This is a genomic window from Lacinutrix sp. YIN62, from assembly GCF_057219185.1.
This window is the reverse complement of record NZ_JBXVVH010000007.1, coordinates 118119-136835: the sequence shown is the minus strand read 5'-3', so window position 1 is coordinate 136835 and position 18717 is coordinate 118119. Positions and strand designations below refer to the sequence as shown.

Here is an 18717-nt window from a genome sequence, read left to right as displayed (position 1 = left end):
ATCTTTACAAAAAAACTGCATGATATAAATGAAAAATATTAGTGACATAGACAGCCTTTTAAAAAAATGGGAGTATTCCATTCTAGATTATATGCCAAAAGTACTATTGGCTATAATTATTCTAATAGCCTTTTATTTTATTGCCAAAATCGTTAGAAATTGTATTACAAAGTTCTACTCAAAAGCCTTTAATAAAAAATCTAACATTCTAAAAATAATAACTGTTTTTATCTATTTTTTCCTTATACTATCTGGCGTTTTTCTAGCTTTAGAAGTTTTAGGCCTAGAGAGTGTTCTTACCAAACTATTGGCTGGAGCTGGAATTATTGGAATTGTTGCTGGTTTTGCCTTCAAAGACATCGCCTCTAATGCCTTTGCTGGTTTTTTATTAAACATGCAACGCCCTTTTAAAAGTGGAGACTGGGTAACCATTGATGAGGTTTTTGGAACCATTGAAGCTACTGGCTGGATAACCACTTCTATAAGAACCATTTCTGGCCAAGAAGTTTTTGTTCCTAATCAATTAATTTACAACAATACCTTTACTAATTTTTCTACCTTTAAAAAGAGACGTATTATACTGCAAAGCGGAGTCTCCTATGGTGACGACTTAGAGCATGTAAAAAAAGTTGCTTTAGACGAAGTTCATAAAATAGAATCCCTGCTACCCAACGAAGTTGTAGATTTTTATTTTACAAGCATTGGTAATTCTACTTATAATTTTGAAGTTCGATTTTGGATAAAATTCACACATCAAAAAGATTACCTTAACGCAATGAGCGACACTATTATAAAAATAAAAAAAAGATTTGAAAAGGAAAACATTTCCATTGCATACTCCGTAACTACTTTAGATTTTGGAGTAAAAGGCGGTGTAAACCTATTTGACACCCCAATAAAGACAGACTAAAATGCTTAAATTTTTAAAAGATGTTTTCATTCATTTTTTCAATAGTAACACCTTTCAAAAAGGTGCTGCATTAGCCTACTACGCGGTATTCTCATTACTTCCTATGATCATAATAGTCACCTCGTTACTAGGCCTTTTCTTTGGAAAACAAGCCGTTTCTGGAGAGATTTACTTACAGCTAAAAGATGTTCTTGGAGCAGATGCTTCACAACAAATTCAGGACATCATAAAAAATCAGCACAATCAACATAACGGCGTTATTACGTCTATTATAGGCTTTATAACTTTAGTCTTTAGCGCTTCTGGAATGTTTAATCAAATCCATAACTCTTTCAACAGTATTTGGAACATCAAAGCAAAACCTAAAAACAACATTACTCGATACCTAACTAAGCATTTCGCTTCATTTTCTATTTTAATCACGCTCTTTTTCATTATTTTAATAAGTACATCTGCTACTAGCTTCTTAATTAAATACTCAGATACTTTGCACAGCAACTATAAATTATCGTACTTATATGAACACATCACTTCTTTTATTGTTATTTGCTTAGTATTTGCTATTATGTTTAAGTTTTTAGGAGATGCCAAAGTAAATTGGAAAGCGGTTCTAGCTGGAGGGGCATTTACTGCTTTACTATTCCTTTTTGGTAAAATAGGTATAAGTCTATATATTGGACGTAGTCATATTTCTTCCACATTTGGTTCTGCCAGTGTGTTAGCCTTATTAATGCTCTGGGTGTATTACACTTCGCAAATTATTTTTCTTGGCGCATCGTTTGTTAAAGTGATTAGTGATACAATGGATTGTGAAATACAAGCTAATGATAATGCTGTTTTAATAGAGCATAAAGAAATTATCTAATCCTTTTAAGATCCTCTAAATTACAATACAAATACTAGAAGTAGAGAGCATTTAACAAACATAGATCATGAGCAAAATTAAAGATATTATTAAAAAATTAGATTTAAAGCCACATCCAGAAGGTGGCTATTTTAAAGAAACCTATAGAAGTAATGGAGAAATAAACAAAAATAGTTTAGGGACTCATTATAATGATAAACGCAATTACTCAACCTGTATTTATTTCCTACTAACTTCCGAAGATTTTTCTGCATTTCATCGTATTAAGCAAGATGAAATTTGGCATTTTTATGATGGTTCCCCTATAAGCTTACACACCATATCCTCTGCTGGTGATCATTCAGAATATACCATTGGGCGCGATTACAACAAAGGTGAAGTCCCACAATTAATAGTTCCTGGGGGTCATTGGTTTGGAGCTTCCGTTAGTAATAACAATAATTACTCATTAGTAGGATGTACCGTTGCACCAGGATTCCATTTTGACGATTTTGAACTTCCTACACGAAAAGAACTCCTTTCTAAATTTCCAGAACACGAACAAATAATTACGAAATTAACACATAAATAACCTATACATTCAAAATAGCTAGTTTTATTAATTGACTAATTTTAATAAGATTAGATATTAAATTCAATACAAATATCAAGTCCTATTAATAGCCCTCAAAAAATAGGGCTTCACTATTTGGTAATCAAATATATAATCGTAAATTTGCAAACTCTTTTCGAGAGAGGAATGTTTAATAAATAAAATTAATAATTGTGGACACATTAAGCTACAAAACGATTTCAGCCAATAAAGCAACTGTAGATAAGCAGTGGGTTTTAGTAGATGCTGAAGGTCAAACGTTAGGGCGTATGGCTTCTAAAGTTGCAAAACTTTTAAGAGGAAAACATAAGCCTAGCTTCACACCACACGTTGATTGTGGGGATAACGTAATTGTTATCAATGCAGAAAAAATCAACTTAACAGGGAACAAGTGGAATGACAAAACGTACATTCGTCACACAGGTTACCCAGGTGGTCAAAGAAGTTTAACTGCTACTGAATTGTTTGGAAAAGATCCAGCAAGATTAGTAGAGAAATCTGTAAAAGGGATGTTACCTAAAAATAAATTAGGAGCAGCACTTTTTAGAAATTTAACTGTTGTAACAGGAACAGAGCATGCTCACGAAGCTCAAAAACCAGCTACAATTAACTTAAACGAATTCAAGTAATGGAAGTATTACACAAAATTGGTCGTAGAAAAACGGCTGTTGCTCGTGTTTACCTTTCTGAAGGAAAAGGTGAAATTACAGTAAACAAAAAAGCATTAAAAGACTACTTCCCAACAGCAACTTTACAATATAAAGTTAACCAACCGTTAATGATGACGGAAAACGAAGGTAACTTTGATATTAAAGTAAATGTTTTTGGTGGTGGTATTACAGGTCAAGCAGAAGCTATCCGTTTAGCTATTTCTCGTGCTATGTGCGAGTTAAATGATGAAAACAGAGGAATTCTTAAACCTGAAGGATTATTAACTAGAGACCCTAGAATGGTTGAACGTAAGAAATTCGGTCAGAAGAAAGCACGTAAGAAATTCCAGTTCTCTAAACGTTAATATTATCAACTGGATTGTAGGCGCTGTTTATTCAGTGTATATCACAATCTTGTTAAACAAAAAATTAAACAGTTATTGTTGTCCTAGTCCAATTAGACAGGATTTAGTTTAGCATCTAAATAATTAAGGCGATTTTAAATAAAGACCACTTAGTTATTGCTAATTCAACAGAACGTAAACTATTACAAAATGGCAGTAGAAGTAAAAGAATTACTTGAAGCAGGTGTACACTTCGGTCACCTTACACGTAAGTGGGATCCAAACATGGCCCCTTATGTATATATGGAGCGTAACGGTATCCATATTATAAACCTTTACAAAACAGCAGCTAAGATAGAAGAAGCCGGTGAAGCATTAAGCAAAATTGCTGCTTCTGGGCGTAAAATCTTATTTGTTGCTACAAAAAAACAAGCAAAAGATATCGTAGCTGAAAAAGCAGGTAACATTAATATGCCTTACATCACAGAAAGATGGCCAGGTGGAATGTTAACCAACTTCGTTACTATTAGAAAAGCAATCAAGAAGATGGCTACTATTGATAGAATGAAGAAAGACGGTACTTTTTTAACCTTATCTAAAAAAGAACGTTTACAAGTAGACCGTCTTAGAGCTAAGTTAGAAAAGAACTTAGGTTCTATTACAGATATGACACGTCTTCCAGGAGCTTTGTTTGTTGTAGATATTAAACGTGAGCACATCGCGATTAAAGAAGCACAAAAATTAAACATTCCTATTTTTGCAATGGTAGATACAAACTCAGATCCACGTCAAGTAGATTATGTTATACCAGCAAATGATGATGCTTCTAAATCGATCGATAAAATTTTAACACACGTAACAGAAGCTGTAACTAGCGGATTGAATGCGCGTAAAGCTGAAAAAGCAACTAAAGACGCTGAAAAAGCTGAAGCTAAAGCAGCTCCAGCACCAGTAAAAGCTGAAGCAGCAAAAGAAGAAGAATAAACAATATAATAACATTTAGTTTAAGAGTCGTTTAATTCTTTTTCAGATATTGAAAATAAATTAAGCGACTTTTTCAAATTATACTTACTATGAGTACTACAGTAAAAATTACAGCAGCAGAAGTAAATAAATTAAGAAAAGCTACAGGCGCAGGAATGATGGACTGTAAAAAAGCATTAGTTGAAGCAGAAGGCGATTTTGACAAAGCTATTGATGTTTTACGTAAAAAAGGACAAAAAGTAGCAGCAAAGAGAGCCGATCGTGACTCTAGCGAAGGTGCTGCCGTTTCTAAAGTAAATGCAGATAACACTGTTGGTGTTGCTATCGTTTTAGGTTGTGAAACAGATTTCGTTGGTAAAAATGAAAGCTTTTTAGCCTTAGCTAACCAATTTGCAGATATTGCTATTAATTTCGATAACAAAGAAGAGTTCTTAGCCGCTGATTTTGGAGGAATGACTGTAGCTGAAAAATTAGTTGAGCAAACAGGTGTTGTTGGTGAAAAATTAGAAATCAACGCTTTTGAAAAATTAGAAGCACCTTATGTTGGTACTTACGTTCACATTAACAAAATTGGAGCTTTAGTTGGTTTGTCTGAAAATGTAGACAATGCAGCTGCTGTGTCTAAAGATGTTGCGATGCAAGTTGCCTCTATGGGAGCAACAACATTATCTTATAAAGATTTTGATCCTGCATACGTAGCAGCAGAAACAGAAGCAAGAATAGCTGTTATAGAAAAAGATAATATCGAGCTAGGACGTTTAGGTAAAACACTAAAAAACGTGCCTCAATATATCTCTATGGCGCAATTAACTCCTGAAGTATTAGCTCAAGCTGAAGAAGATGCTAAAGCACAATTAAAAGCTGAAGGTAAACCAGAACAAATCTGGGATAAAATATTACCAGGTAAAATGGAACGTTTCATCTCTGACAATACAACTTTAGATCAAGAACAATGTTTATTAGATCAAAAGTTTATTAAAGATGAAAAGCAAACTGTTGCAGATTATGTTTCTGCTAATAAAACAACAGTTACTGCCTTTAAACGTGTTTCTTTAGGTTAGTAAATTATTGACATTCTATTCTATAGAAATATCAATATAATTATATAAAGTAAAAAAGCCACTAGTTCTTGATAGAGCTAGTGGTTTTTTATTAACTAATATTGCCTTTTAATAACTAACGCCTATTCGTCTTAATACAATACATTGTTTCCTGTATAGTAAACCAACAGAAGTAGAATATGCCAACAGAGAATATGATGTCCCCTATCATTCTTAACCATTTTAATGTTTGAACTGTAGGAGAATACAATAACTCTGCGTCTCTTGCAAAAGAATAACCTTTAGTAATCGAGGTATATGCCTGTATAATACCTACAGGCAAAAGACTTAATACAACCATGGCCATTAAGCCAATGTTTAATAACCAAAAAGCCCTTTTCAATTTATTTGTTTCCCATATTCTGTTAGAGTAAAACCGTAGACATATAATAATAAATCCCATACCAAGCATACCATACACGCCAAACAATGCTGTGTGCGCATGAACAGCTGTCGTATTTAGTCCTTGAATATAATACAATGCAATTGGAGGATTAATTAAGAAACCAAAAACACCAGCACCAATCATATTCCAAAAAGCAACCGCTATAAAAAAGAAAATAGGCCATTTATAGTTTTGTATCCATTGGTTTGCTTTTAATAAATTCCAATTCTCTCGTATTTCAAACCCCATTAGCGTAAGCGGGACAACTTCTAAAGCGCTAAATGTAGCACCCAATGCTATGGCTTGTACAGGAGTACCAGAATAATATATATGATGTAATGTTCCTATAATTCCACCTGCAAGGAAAATAGTAGCAGAAGCTATTGAGGCCTTGCCTGCTGTTTTAGCGGATATGATTTTCATTCTTAGAAATATAAATGCGATAATTACTGTTGCAAATACCTCAAAAAAACCTTCTACCCATAAATGAACCAACCACCATCTCCAATAGTTAATTACAGGTAAGCTACTATGTTCTCCATACATCAACCCTGAGAAAAAGAACATACCAATAGCGACAACAGATATTAGAAGTATAATCAATAAATGTTTAGCATCATCATTTTTTCTAATGCCATAAAGGACATGTCTACCAACCATAATTACCCACAATACCAATCCAACAGCCAAAAAGAGTTGCCAAAATCTTCCAAGATCCATATATTCATATCCTTGATGGCCGAAAAAGAAATTAGTTGTTAAATCAAAAAATTGATGGACGCCTAGCCATTCTCCTAGCATAGAACCGAGTACTATAATGAGTAATGCAATAAAGAGAACGTTTATTCCAAACACTTGAAATTTCATTTCTTTTCCACTTATCATTGGTGCTAAAAACAAGCCTGTAGCTAACCATGTAGCGGCGATCCAAAAAACAGCCAACTGTGTATGCCAAGTTCTAGTTATGGAATAAGGTAGAAATTTGGACAAATCAAACCCAAAAAAAGCTTGTCCTTCAACAGTATAATGAACCGTTAAAACTCCTAATATAATTTGTAATCCAATTAATAAGGAGATAACGATAAAATATTTCAAAACGGCTTTTTGAGAACGCGATAATTTTATTTGAGCTATGGGATCTTTATCTGGATGTACTACAGCTTCTCCTTTTTCATGATTGCGTATATAATAATAAGAAAGTATACCAATAAATAACAATAGCAACACAATTGAAAACCCAGACCACATTTGAGAATCTGCTGTAATTGTATTATTTATCAAAGGTTCGTGGGGCCAATTCGAGGTATAAGTATAATCTTGATTAGGTCGGTTTGTACTAGCCGCCCAAGAAGTCCAAAACAAAAAGGCATTTAATTGAGAGAGTTTCTTAACATCTACCAAAGCACCTTCTGGAATAGCATATTGCTCATAACCCTCGGAAAAAACAGAGGCATAATGTTTAGAATTATTTTTAATCGCCTCATAACGCGCAGACGATATAGTTATAACACCATTAGAACTGTCGTAAGTATTTACTTTAACATGTTGTATTAACCTTGCTTTTAATGCAGCCTTTTTTTCAACGCCCAAAGTTTCATAAGGCTTATTAAAGTCCTTTATAGCCCAATTATTTAACATAAAAACAGCTGCTCTGTGAATCCAATCGGCAGTCCAATCGGGTGCTACATAGCTTCCATGTCCCCATATAGATCCAACTTCCATACCTCCTATAGATTCCCAAACGTTTTGCCCCGTCTGAATATCATATTTGGTAAAAACCACTTCTTGTGTTTCTTTAACAATAACCTTATTAGGAATAGGAGGTTGTGTCTGATAAATTTCGGTACCAACCCAAATAAGTGCAATAAATGACAATACAACTACACTTGAAAATCCAATCCAAATCTTCTTCATCTCTATTTTATTTACGTAATTAATATTTTTTTAAGCGATTTCTTTTACACGTTCCACCGTATCTAATTGAGAAAGTGATAAACGAATAATACTATCCTCTATGCCAATTAAATCATGCGGGACATTTTCATCTAATGCAATAAGGTCTCCCTTTTTAAGTAGTAAACGATCACCATTTACACCAAAATCAATAGTGCCATTAAAAATTTCAATAACAATAGGAAAAGGGGCTTTATGTTCTTTCATTAGCTGACCTTTTTTCATAGCTATTCTTATTTCTTTAGATGTTTTTGTCTTTAATAAAACGGTAATAGCAGGCTTATCAGTATTATAAGTTAAATCTTGAGTAAGTGATACTGTTTTCATATTTTAATAATTTTAGTTATAAATTCTAGCTAATAAAATACTAGATTATCTTTTTATCCTTTTTAAGTTTAAATTTTTAGGGTTTTAATAGTGTTGATTCTAACGAGAGGTCATATGCTATAGAAAATAAAGTGGTGTTTTCTAACATGTTCTTTAAACGTTCTCTAATCTCAGCAAACTTATAATGCAACGGGCAGGGTGCATTCTCATTACATTTTTTTAAACCTAAGCCACAACCAGTAAAAACAGAATCGCCTTCTAAAATGCTTACAACTTTACTAAGCTTAGTATTGAGTTTATCCTCCTCAATCATAAAACCCCCATAAGGGCCTTTTATAGATTTAACAATATTAGCTTTTGTAAGCTGTTGTAAAATCTTGGCGGTAAAGGCTTGAGGTGAATTTATTTCTTCAGAAATGGTATTTAAACTCACCTTTCTATTTAACTTAGATTGGCGTGCTAAAAAAATTACAGCCCTCAGTCCATATTCACAAGATTTAGAAAACATACGCTAATTAATATTTTAAAAAACAAAGTTACAATTATTTTATAAAGGATAAAAATATCCGTTATAAATTCTAAGGTTTTATATATCTAACATCTTCTAATTCTTTTTTTTGACAATGCGCTATATTGATTATATTTGCCAAACTCTTATATTTTTTGCATAAAGCAAAATTTTATTCAAACAAAGAAAACTGTGCATTACAAAAGAATACTATTAAAATTATCGGGAGAAGCGCTAATGGGAACTCGCCAGTATGGTATAGATCCTCAACGTTTAGCCGAATATGCGGAAGACATAAAAACCGTAACAGATAAAGGTATAGAAGTCGCTATCGTTATTGGCGGTGGAAATATTTTTAGAGGTGTTGCCGGCGCTAGCAATGGTATGGATCGTGTACAAGGAGACCATATGGGGATGCTTGCCACGGTTATAAATGGACTTGCTTTACAAAGTGCTTTGGAAGATGCAGGAGTAAAAACACGCTTGCAAACAGCCATAAAAATAAACGAAGTTGCAGAACCATTTATAAGAAGAAAAGCGATGAGTCATCTTAGAAAAGGGCGTGTTGTTATTTTTGGAGGAGGAACTGGAAACCCTTATTTCACAACAGATTCTGCAGCAGTATTAAGAGCTATAGAGATTGAAGCAGATGTTATTCTAAAAGGCACACGTGTAGATGGAATTTACAATGCAGATCCTGAGAAAGATAGTAAAGCTGTAAAATTCGATCACATTACCTTTGATGATGTATTACGCAAAGGATTAAAAGTTATGGATACCACAGCTTTTACACTTAGTCAAGAAAATGAACTTCCTATTATAGTCTTTGATATGAATACCAGAGGCAACTTAATGAAAGTCGTTTTAGGTGAAAATATTGGAACTCAAGTCAGTTTATAATTTTTTGACATATAATAACCAAACGTCTTAACAGAAAATAGATTATGGCTCAATTAAAAGATGAGCATTAATAACTAAAAAAGTATAGTAATGAATGAAGACTTAACATTTATCGTAGATTCTGCAAAAGAAGCCATGGATAACGCTATAAAACATTTAGAAAAACAACTTTTAAATATTCGTGCTGGCAAAGCTACTCCAGCTATGTTAGGTAGTGTTATGGTAGACTACTACGGATCTCAAACACCATTAGGACAAGTTGCAAATGTAAATACTCCAGATGGAAGAACCATTACCGTTCAGCCTTGGGAAAAAAATATGCTTCAAGAAATTGAGAGAGGCATTATGTATGCAAACCTTGGTTTTAATCCTATGAATAATGGAGAAACTATTATAATAAATGTCCCAGCCTTAACCGAAGAACGCAGACGCGAATTAGCAAAACAAGCTAAAGCTGAAGCTGAACATGCCAAAGTTGGTGTTAGAAATGCAAGAAAAGATGCAAATAACGACATAAAAAAAACTGAAGATGCCTCAGAAGATTTACAAAAAAGCGTTGAGCAAGATATCCAAAATCTTACAGATGCAGCTGTAAAAAAAATAGATGAAATATTTAGCAGCAAGGAAAAAGAAATTCTGACAGTGTAAAAGTTAAAAGCGACATAATTGTCGCTTTTTTTATATCTTGTTTTAATACTTTTGTTCATATAAGATTTTGTATCTTACTATGGCCATAGCTTATTTTATTGTAAGAGGTTTAAAGAATTACACGACTAAGTCTTAAAAATAAACGATACATTTTACTTCTTTTATTTTTTAACCTAGAAAATGACCTATATTAATTTAAATATACTATGCCTTAACATTAAACATAAATCTGATTATAAAATAGCCCCAAATATAAATGATAATATTATAATGTATGAAAACAAATTTGCTCAACCAACATTATAGTTAATCAAAAGGAGAGAGCTTATTAAAATTAGGTATGGCCTCTATCTGTTAAATTGCTATTAGAATAATTATATGATGAAATGTAGACTTTTTGTCTTCTTATTGATTTTTACTACTTATGCTCAATCTCAAATCCCTAAGGATAGTACTGAAGTAACTCAAGATTCTATAAAAGAAAGCGCATTTTTAAAACAATTGGGAAACGGGTATTTCCCAACTAAAGTCTTAAATTTTGATCTCAGATACCTTGTTAAATTCAATCAATATGAAGGGCTTAGAACAGGTTTAGGAGGAATTACTAACGACGGGTTTTCTAAGAAATTTAAAATAAACAGCTATGTTGTCTATGGCTTCCTAGACGAAAAAATTAAGTATAGCATTGGCGGAGGGATTAAAATCCTCTCTAAAACAAATACTTGGTTAAACCTTTCTTATACAGACGATTTACAAGAAACAGGGAGTTCAAGCTTTTTAACCGATGGCCGTAGCTTTTCCTTTTTCGAACCCCGTTTATTAAATATAGACCTGTTTCATAAGCATATTACTTACAAATTAAATATAGAGCATGAAATTTCTTCAAAACTCTATTCAGAACTAGCTCTTTCGGTTAGTAATATAAGTCCTACTTATGATTATCATTATCTTTTGAATGGTGTTTCATACAGAGATTTTGAAACGAGTATGTTAAAAGCTGCTGTAGAATGGAGTCCTTTCAACACTTATAAAAACACAAACAAAAAAACTACGGAAGGCTATCCTAAATTCACCTTTCAATACACCAAAAGTTTCAAAGGTGTTTTAAATGCCGATTTTAATTTTTCTAAATTAGATTTTAGAACTCTGTATAAGTTAAACCATAATAAAGAATCCTATTCTATGGCCACACTTACTACTGGAATCACACAAGGAGACGCGCCTTTAACTCATTTATATCATGCTTACCCAAACAACATAACAAAAGAAACTATTTTACAACGGTTCTCGGTTGCTGGAATTAATAGTTTTGAAACCATGTTTTTTAATGAGTTTTTTTCCGATCGTTTTGCTACATTAATTTTTAAGCATTATGTAAAACCGTTTCACATTTCAAAGCGTTTTAACCCACAATTAGTTCTTATATCTAGGTATGCTATTGGTAATATGAACCATATTTCGCGACATCAAGACTTAAGCTTTAACACTCTAGATAAGGGCTATACAGAATCTGGTTTTGAAGTTAATAAATTACTTTTAGGTTTTGGTTTAAGTTTCTCTTATAGATACGGTGCCTATCATCTGCCAAAAACCGAAGATAACATTGCCTTTAAATTCACTTTCAACATCTCATTATAAACACATTTTTATACAGTAAATATATCTGTTTTCCATACCTTTGACGCTCGTTTAAAAGTACTATGTCAAAACTTAAGAAAACACAATTTTGGGACGTTGTAGCAAGAATCATCTTGCGTAATAAAATTGCTATTTTAATAGGTATAATCCTTGTTACTATTTTTTTTAGTATGCAATGGAAATACATGCGTTTTACCTACACAGAAGCAAATTTATTACCAGATGAACATGAAGTAAACAAAGAATACAACAAATTTCTCGAAATATTTGGAGAAGAAGGAAACTTAATCGTACTAGGTATTAAGGATTCTTCGCTATTTACAGTTGATAAATTAAATGCGTGGAATGCCCTTTCCGATGCCTTTAGAAATGACCCTGAGGTAGAAACGGTAGTTTCTATCAAAGATTTACAAAAACTGGTTAAAAACACAAAAGCAGAGAAATTTGAATTAGAACCCTTTATAAAAGATTCGATTACATCACTAGCTCAAATAGAACTATTGCAAGACGAATTATTCAAAAAATATCCGTTCTACGATAATTTTTTATTTAATACAGAAACAAAAACCATCCGTACTGCTATATATCTTAAAAAAGATATCATTAACAAGCCAGAGCGGAAGGATTTTGTAATGCTAACGCTATTAGACAGAATTAAAAAGTTTGAAGACCAGTACAAAATGGATGTCCGTATTTCTGGAATGCCATATATTCGGACTTTAAATTCACAAAATATTGTAGATGAAATTGGCTTATTTGTTGTTGCAGCCTTATTGGTTACGTCTCTAATATTTTTTCTGTTTTTTAGATCTTTTCGTGCCACATTTATTTCTCTTATAGTTGTATGCGTTGGCGTAATGTGGACTTTAGGAATACTCGGTCTACTTAAATATGAAATTACCGTATTAACAGCATTAATACCACCATTAATTATTGTTATAGGAATACCTAATTGTATTTTCTTAATAAATAAATACCAACATGAAGTAAAATTACATGGTAATAAAGTAAAATCGCTTCAACGGGTTATAACAAAAGTTGGGAATGCTACATTAATGACCAATGTGACCACAGCCTCTGGTTTCGCAACCTTTATTATAACTGAAAGTAAACTTTTAAAGGAGTTTGGTATTGTTGCCTCTTTAAGCATAATAGCCATCTTTGTTTTATGCATACTTATCATTCCAATAATATACACCTTTTTACCTTATCCTAAACAACGTCATTTGGAACACTTAAACAAACGTTGGATTGGCGGTTTTGTTAATTGGATGGAAATAATGGTTAAAGAAAAGCGCATTGCCATATATATTACCTCTCTTGTGCTATTGATTCTTTGTATAATAGGTATTTATAAAATTAAAATCTCTGGAAGTCTTATTGAAGATATGCCTAAAAAAGCAGAATTTTTTAAAGATATTCGCTTCTTTGAAGAAGAATTTAATGGGATTATGCCTTTGGAAATCATGATAGATACCAAGCGCAAAAAAGGTGTTATGAAACTCGCCACACTTAAACGTATGGATGCGCTAGAGGATTTGATTATAGAAACCCCAGAATTATCAAAACCGATCTCTGTTGTTGGATTAGTGAAATACTCAAAACAAGCCTATTCAAACGGTAATCCTAAATACTATCAATTACCAACCGCTCAAGAAAACCTATTCCTCTCGGCCTACATTAAAAACTCAGCATCAGGAGATCTAAATCTACTGAGTAATTTTGTTGATAGTACTGGGCAATATGCGCGTATAACAACATTTATGAAGGACATAGGTACAGATAAAATGGAACGCATTGAAGAGAATTTATTAACTAAAATTGATAAAGTCTTTCCTAAAGAAAAATATAATGTAACAATGACGGGGAAAGCTCTCGTATTTCAAAAAGGAACAACTTATCTTGTTAAAAACTTAGCCATTTCGCTTTCCTTAGCTGTTTTATTAATTTCATTGTTTATGGCCTATATGTTTCGTTCCTTTAGAATGATTATAGTTTCCTTAATTCCAAACCTTTTACCTCTTGTTGTTACAGCAGGATTAATGGGGTATTTAGGAGTACCAATAAAGCCATCAACCATATTAGTATTTAGTATTGCGTTTGGTATTTCTGTGGATGATACGATTCACTTCTTAGCAAAATACAGACAAGAGCTACAAGCAAATAATTGGCGTATTAAAAAATCTGTTTATGCCGCTTTAAGAGAAACAGGAGTTAGTATGTTTTACACTTCCATTGTACTATTCTTTGGTTTTTCGGTATTTACAATATCGAGTTTTGGTGGTACAGTAGCACTTGGAGCGTTGGTATCGGCAACATTATTGTTTGCAATGCTTTCAAACTTGTTATTACTGCCTTCGTTACTCCTTTCATTAGAAAAGAGTATCGCAAATAAATCTACGCTAAAAAAACCTTCAATAAACATTATTCCAGAAGAAAGCGAAGAGGAAACAACAAACAAATTACAATAAAAATTACCTTTGCGTATAAAATATTTCATAAAATGACACCAAGTACAGTTGCACAATTATTAAAACAAACCACTTTAGAAAAAGTAGAAATAAAAGGATGGGTTAGAACTTTTAGAGCCAATCGTTTTATAGCTCTAAATGATGGCTCTACGATTAATAACATCCAATGTGTAGTCGATTTTGAAAACACAGATGAAGCGCTCTTAAAACGCATTTCCACTGGAGCTGCTGTACATATTAAAGGCGAGTTAATCGAAAGTCAAGGAAAAGGACAAACTGTTGAAATAGTCGTTAATTCAATTGCTATTTTAGGAGATTCAGATCCTGAAACATACCCTATTCAACCTAGAAAACACGGTTTCGAATTCTTAAGAAAAAATGCACACTTGAGAACCAGGACGAATACTTTTAGTGCGGTAATGCGTTTGCGTTCTGCCTTATCGTTTGCTGTTCACAAATATTTTAATGAAAACGGTTTTTATAATATGCATACTCCAATTATTACAGGGAGTGATGCTGAAGGAGCCGGAGAAATGTTTCGTGTTAGTACCCTAAATCAAAAGCACCCACCATTAACTGAAGAAGGAACTATTGATCATTCTCAAAACTTTTTTGGAAAAGACACAAATTTAACGGTTTCGGGGCAGTTAGAAGCCGAAACCTACGCAATGTCTTTAGGTAAAGTATATACTTTTGGCCCAACATTTAGAGCAGAAAACTCTAATACTTCTCGTCATTTATCCGAATTTTGGATGATAGAACCCGAAGTTGCTTTTATGGATTTGGCTGGTAATATGGACTTAGCCGAAGACTTTATGAAATCCGTTATTGGTTATATATTAGAGCATAACATAGATGATTTAGAGTTTTTAGATAAACGTTTATTAGACGAAGATAAGACCAAGCCTCAAGCAGAAAGAAATGAATTAAGTTTAATTGAAAAACTAAAATTTGTAACGACTAATAATTTTAAACGCGTAAGTTATACTGAAGCTATAGATATTTTAAAAAATAGTAAGCCTAATAAGAAAAAGAAATTTAATTATATAATTAAAGAATGGGGAGCAGATTTACAATCTGAACACGAACGTTACTTAGTCGAGAAACACTTTAAATGCCCCGTAATATTGTTTGATTATCCTGCAAACATAAAGGCCTTTTACATGCGTTTAAACGAAGATGGTAAAACTGTTCGTGCTATGGATATCTTATTTCCAGGCATTGGTGAAATTGTTGGAGGATCTCAACGTGAAGAACGCTTAGAAATCTTAAAAGAAAAAATGGCAGTTTTAGATATTTCTGAAGAAGAGCTATGGTGGTATTTAGATTTACGTAAGTATGGTACTGCTGTACACTCAGGATTTGGCTTAGGCTTTGAACGTTTGGTTATGTTTGCTACTGGTATGAGCAATATTCGTGACGTTATACCTTATCCTAGAACACCACAAAACGCAGATTTTTAATAGAACTCAAAGCGTTAAATTGCCAATATAATTTCGAAAAACAATCTATTTATACAGTATTATTTAGATTGTTTTTTTATTTTTATAAAAACCCTACTAAGACATATGCTTAAACAATATTTACAGTTCAAATTATCTCAAAAATTGTCACCGCAACAAATTCAATTAATGAAATTGATACAGTTGCCTACACAAGCATTTGAACAACGTTTAAAGCAAGAATTAGAAGAGAACCCTGCATTAGATAGTGGCAAAGAAGAAAAAGAAGGTGACTTTGAGGATGATTTTGATAATACTGCCGATGATTTTGATGACAACGAATCTATAAATACAGACGATATAAACATTGATGATTACTTAAGTGACGATGAGATTCCAGAGTACAGAACACATGTTAATAATTATAGTGCCGATGATGATGAAAAAAGTATTCCTTACGCCTCAGGCACTTCCTTTACACAACATTTGAAATCACAGTTAAACACTTACCGTTTGGATGATGACGAACGTGATATCGCAGAATTTTTAGTTGGTAGTGTAGACGAAAGTGGTTACATCCGTAGAGATATTAGTGATATTATGGACGACTTAGCCTTTACTCAAAATATATATACTACAGAGAATAAAATTGAGGAAGTGTTAAATATTGTTCACCAATTAGACCCTGCTGGAGTTGGAGCGCGTAGTTTACAAGAGTGTTTAAGCATTCAATTAGCTCGGAAAGAGCAAACACCAGATGTAGAATTAGCTTCAGATATTATAAATAAAGCTTTTGAGCAATTCACAAAAAAACATTATAAAAAACTATTACAAAAATTCGATATTAATGAAATACAGCTTAAAGATGCAGTCCATGAAATCGAAAGATTAAACCCTAAACCAGGAGGATCATATTCTGGAAACACACGTATTATCGAGCATATTGTTCCTGATTTTGCAATAAGAATAATTAATGGTGCTTTAGATTTAACTCTAAACGGCAGAAATGCTCCGGAATTACATGTTTCTCGCGAGTATAATAATATGCTTAAAGGTTATAAAGAATCCAAGGATAAATCAAAATCTCAAAAAGATGCAGTACTATTTATCAAGCAAAAATTAGATGCTGCAAAATGGTTCATAGAAGCGATTAAGCAGCGACAACAAACGCTTTTTATAACAATGAGTGCGATTATGCATTACCAAGAAGAGTTCTTTTTAACAGGAGATGAGCGTAAGCTAAGACCAATGATTTTAAAAGACATTGCCGATCAAATCGAGATGGATGTCTCTACTGTTTCACGTGTCGCCAATAGTAAATATGTAGATACTCCATACGGTACTAAACTAATTAAAGAGTTCTTTTCTGAATCTATGACTAATGATCAAGGTGAAGAGGTTTCTACAAAAGAGATAAAAAAAATATTAGAAACTGTTATAGAAGAAGAGAATAAAAAGAAACCGCTAACAGATGAAGCTTTAGCAAAAATACTAAAAGAGAAAGGCTATCCAATAGCACGTCGTACAGTTGCTAAATACAGAGAACAACTAGACATTTCTGTAGCTAGATTACGCAAAAAAATATAATGAATTTAATCCTTAAAAGCGTCTCTTTTATCTTTCACCCAATAGTAATGCCGTTATTGGGTGTTATATTTTATTTCTCAAAATCGCCTCGTTTTTACGCTCTGGAGTTAATAAGAGCGAAGCTTATTTCATTGAGCATACTTACCATCATTCTACCTATACTTATTTACTTCCTATTAAAAACCCTAGGTAAAACACATTCCATTTATTTAAAAACAAGTAAAGAGCGTGTTATCCCGCTTTTTATCAATTCACTAATACTTTTATTAATTTTAAAACGCGTATTCCCGCCTAGTCAAATAATAGAGCTATACTATTTTTTTATTGGCATCTTAATCTCTACACTTAGTTGTCTTATATTAGCTGCATGGGGCTTTAAAGCAAGCATACATATGATTGCAATCGCTGGCGTATTTATATTTGCTATGGGATTATCAATTCACTTTAGTATTGACCTAAATGGTTCCCTAGCTTTAATGGCTATAATTATGGGCGCTATAGCAACTTCTAGATTACATTTAAATGCTCATACCAACTTAGAGTTAACAATTGGTTTATTAATAGGTGTAGTCCCACAATTAAGCTTATTTAATTATTGGTTATAGTCTCTTTTTAAAGAAGTACCCTCACTGTACCTATATTATAAAATATAAAACATCAGCCCAAGTTTTAAAGCCTTGGTGTCTATCTTAGCATCATTAATTCTTGATTCTGTCTTAAAAATAGGGTTTAATGCGTAATAAGCATAAAAATTCCAAGTGTTGTAACCTACACTTAGGTTTATACCGTATTGAAACTTATTAAAAGCCGCTATATTATTTAATTTAATGTTTTCAGGACTCCCCCGATACTTTGCTCCATTTGCAAATACATACCCCAATTTAAAGCCTGTATAAATGCGCCAAAACTTATAGCTTTCCGGAGTAGAAGATCGCCAACGAAAATCTAAAGGCACTTCTATGAGGTGCATCGAAAATTTATTTTTTGTAAAATCAGTTTCAGTATCAACCAAAACATTAAAATCTGTGTCACCGTTTAAGTTTTCACTGATCAACATATTTTGATTAAAAGAATTAAAAGACAAACCAAGCCCTAAACCAATGGCGATATTTCTTCTTTTATTAATTGGCATATCTTTAATAAAACCAAAGTGAAACCCACTAGAAAACCCATTTTGAGATACCCCTTGTGGTCTATAAGCTAATAAATTATAAGTGGCAGCGATATAGAATTGATCCTCTTTATAAAGGCTATCAATCTCTTTTAACCCAAAGGTACTATCCTGTTGTCCAAAAACAGAGAAAGTAACACTTAATACGGAGAACATAAAGAACAGTTCTTTTAAAACACAAATATTTAATTTCATATGATTACAAAAGTATATAAAAAAAGACAGGTGTCTTGAATTTCAAA

General features: G+C 32.7%; 18 protein-coding genes. 14 read left to right on the top strand and 4 right to left on the bottom strand.

The features are described from left to right. Positions 1-28: 28 nt before the first annotated feature. The 7 genes from AC2D8I_RS06605 (at position 29) to tsf (ending at position 5406) form a co-directional block, all read left to right on the top strand. A complete protein-coding gene (locus tag AC2D8I_RS06605) occupies positions 29-910 on the top strand; it encodes a mechanosensitive ion channel family protein (protein WP_484705203.1) in 882 nt (293 codons plus the stop codon). A gap of 1 nt (position 911) precedes the next feature. After that, on the top strand, positions 912-1775 hold the full coding sequence (locus tag AC2D8I_RS06600) for a YihY/virulence factor BrkB family protein (RefSeq protein WP_484705202.1): 864 nt from the start codon (positions 912-914) through the stop codon (positions 1773-1775). A gap of 67 nt (positions 1776-1842) precedes the next feature. Continuing rightward, positions 1843-2346, top strand: coding sequence for a cupin domain-containing protein (locus AC2D8I_RS06595; RefSeq protein ID WP_484705201.1), 504 nt, complete (start codon positions 1843-1845; stop codon positions 2344-2346). 194 nt (positions 2347-2540) lie between these two features. Beyond that, entirely contained in the window at positions 2541-2996 is a 456-nt protein-coding gene (gene rplM / locus AC2D8I_RS06590) for a 50S ribosomal protein L13 (protein ID WP_484705200.1), read from the top strand. After that, a complete protein-coding gene (rpsI, locus tag AC2D8I_RS06585) occupies positions 2996-3382 on the top strand; it encodes a 30S ribosomal protein S9 (protein ID WP_484705199.1) in 387 nt (128 codons plus the stop codon). Before rplM ends, rpsI begins: the two co-directional genes overlap by 1 nt. A 189-nt stretch (positions 3383-3571) precedes the next feature. Continuing rightward, positions 3572-4345, top strand: a complete 774-nt coding sequence (gene rpsB, locus AC2D8I_RS06580) for a 30S ribosomal protein S2 (protein ID WP_484705198.1) — start codon at positions 3572-3574, stop codon at positions 4343-4345. An 89-nt stretch (positions 4346-4434) separates the two neighbouring features. Then, positions 4435-5406 carry a translation elongation factor Ts gene (gene tsf / locus AC2D8I_RS06575; protein ID WP_484705197.1) on the top strand — a complete coding sequence of 324 codons (972 nt, stop codon included), beginning with the start codon at positions 4435-4437 and terminating at the stop codon, positions 5404-5406. A 115-nt stretch (positions 5407-5521) separates the two neighbouring features. Here tsf and AC2D8I_RS06570 read toward each other — a convergent pair whose 3' ends face one another. The 3 genes from AC2D8I_RS06570 to AC2D8I_RS06560 form a co-directional block, all read right to left on the bottom strand. Further along, positions 5522-7744, bottom strand: a complete 2223-nt coding sequence (locus AC2D8I_RS06570; protein WP_484705196.1) for a nitric-oxide reductase large subunit — start codon at positions 7742-7744, stop codon at positions 5522-5524. Between the two features lie 30 nt (positions 7745-7774). Then, positions 7775-8110: a cupin domain-containing protein gene (locus tag AC2D8I_RS06565; protein WP_484705195.1), complete on the bottom strand. Its 336-nt coding sequence runs from the start codon at positions 8108-8110 to the stop codon at positions 7775-7777. 76 nt (positions 8111-8186) lie between these two features. Next, entirely contained in the window at positions 8187-8618 is a 432-nt protein-coding gene (locus AC2D8I_RS06560) for an RrF2 family transcriptional regulator (RefSeq protein WP_484705194.1), read from the bottom strand. 192 nt (positions 8619-8810) lie between these two features. Between AC2D8I_RS06560 and pyrH the strand changes: the two genes are divergently transcribed. The 7 genes from pyrH (at position 8811) to AC2D8I_RS06525 (ending at position 17909) form a co-directional block, all read left to right on the top strand. Beyond that, positions 8811-9518, top strand: coding sequence for a UMP kinase (pyrH, locus tag AC2D8I_RS06555; RefSeq protein WP_484705193.1), 708 nt, complete (start codon positions 8811-8813; stop codon positions 9516-9518). A 90-nt stretch (positions 9519-9608) separates the two neighbouring features. Beyond that, a complete protein-coding gene (gene frr, locus AC2D8I_RS06550) occupies positions 9609-10166 on the top strand; it encodes a ribosome recycling factor (protein ID WP_484705192.1) in 558 nt (185 codons plus the stop codon). Positions 10167-10544: 378 nt separating this feature from the next. Further along, positions 10545-11804 carry a hypothetical protein gene (locus AC2D8I_RS06545; RefSeq protein ID WP_484705191.1) on the top strand — a complete coding sequence of 420 codons (1260 nt, stop codon included), beginning with the start codon at positions 10545-10547 and terminating at the stop codon, positions 11802-11804. 62 nt (positions 11805-11866) lie between these two features. Then, positions 11867-14275 carry an efflux RND transporter permease subunit gene (locus AC2D8I_RS06540; RefSeq protein ID WP_484705190.1) on the top strand — a complete coding sequence of 803 codons (2409 nt, stop codon included), beginning with the start codon at positions 11867-11869 and terminating at the stop codon, positions 14273-14275. A gap of 32 nt (positions 14276-14307) precedes the next feature. Continuing rightward, complete coding sequence (gene asnS, locus AC2D8I_RS06535; RefSeq protein ID WP_484705189.1) at positions 14308-15738, top strand: asparagine--tRNA ligase; 1431 nt, start codon at positions 14308-14310, stop codon at positions 15736-15738. Positions 15739-15843: 105 nt separating this feature from the next. Continuing rightward, positions 15844-17304, top strand: a complete 1461-nt coding sequence (gene rpoN, locus AC2D8I_RS06530; protein WP_484705188.1) for an RNA polymerase factor sigma-54 — start codon at positions 15844-15846, stop codon at positions 17302-17304. Continuing rightward, entirely contained in the window at positions 17304-17909 is a 606-nt protein-coding gene (locus tag AC2D8I_RS06525) for a hypothetical protein (protein WP_484705187.1), read from the top strand. Before rpoN ends, AC2D8I_RS06525 begins: the two co-directional genes overlap by 1 nt. A gap of 35 nt (positions 17910-17944) precedes the next feature. On the opposite strand, the gene AC2D8I_RS06520 is transcribed toward AC2D8I_RS06525, so the two are convergent. Then, complete coding sequence (locus AC2D8I_RS06520; protein WP_484705186.1) at positions 17945-18670, bottom strand: porin family protein; 726 nt, start codon at positions 18668-18670, stop codon at positions 17945-17947. Positions 18671-18717: the final 47 nt, after the last annotated feature.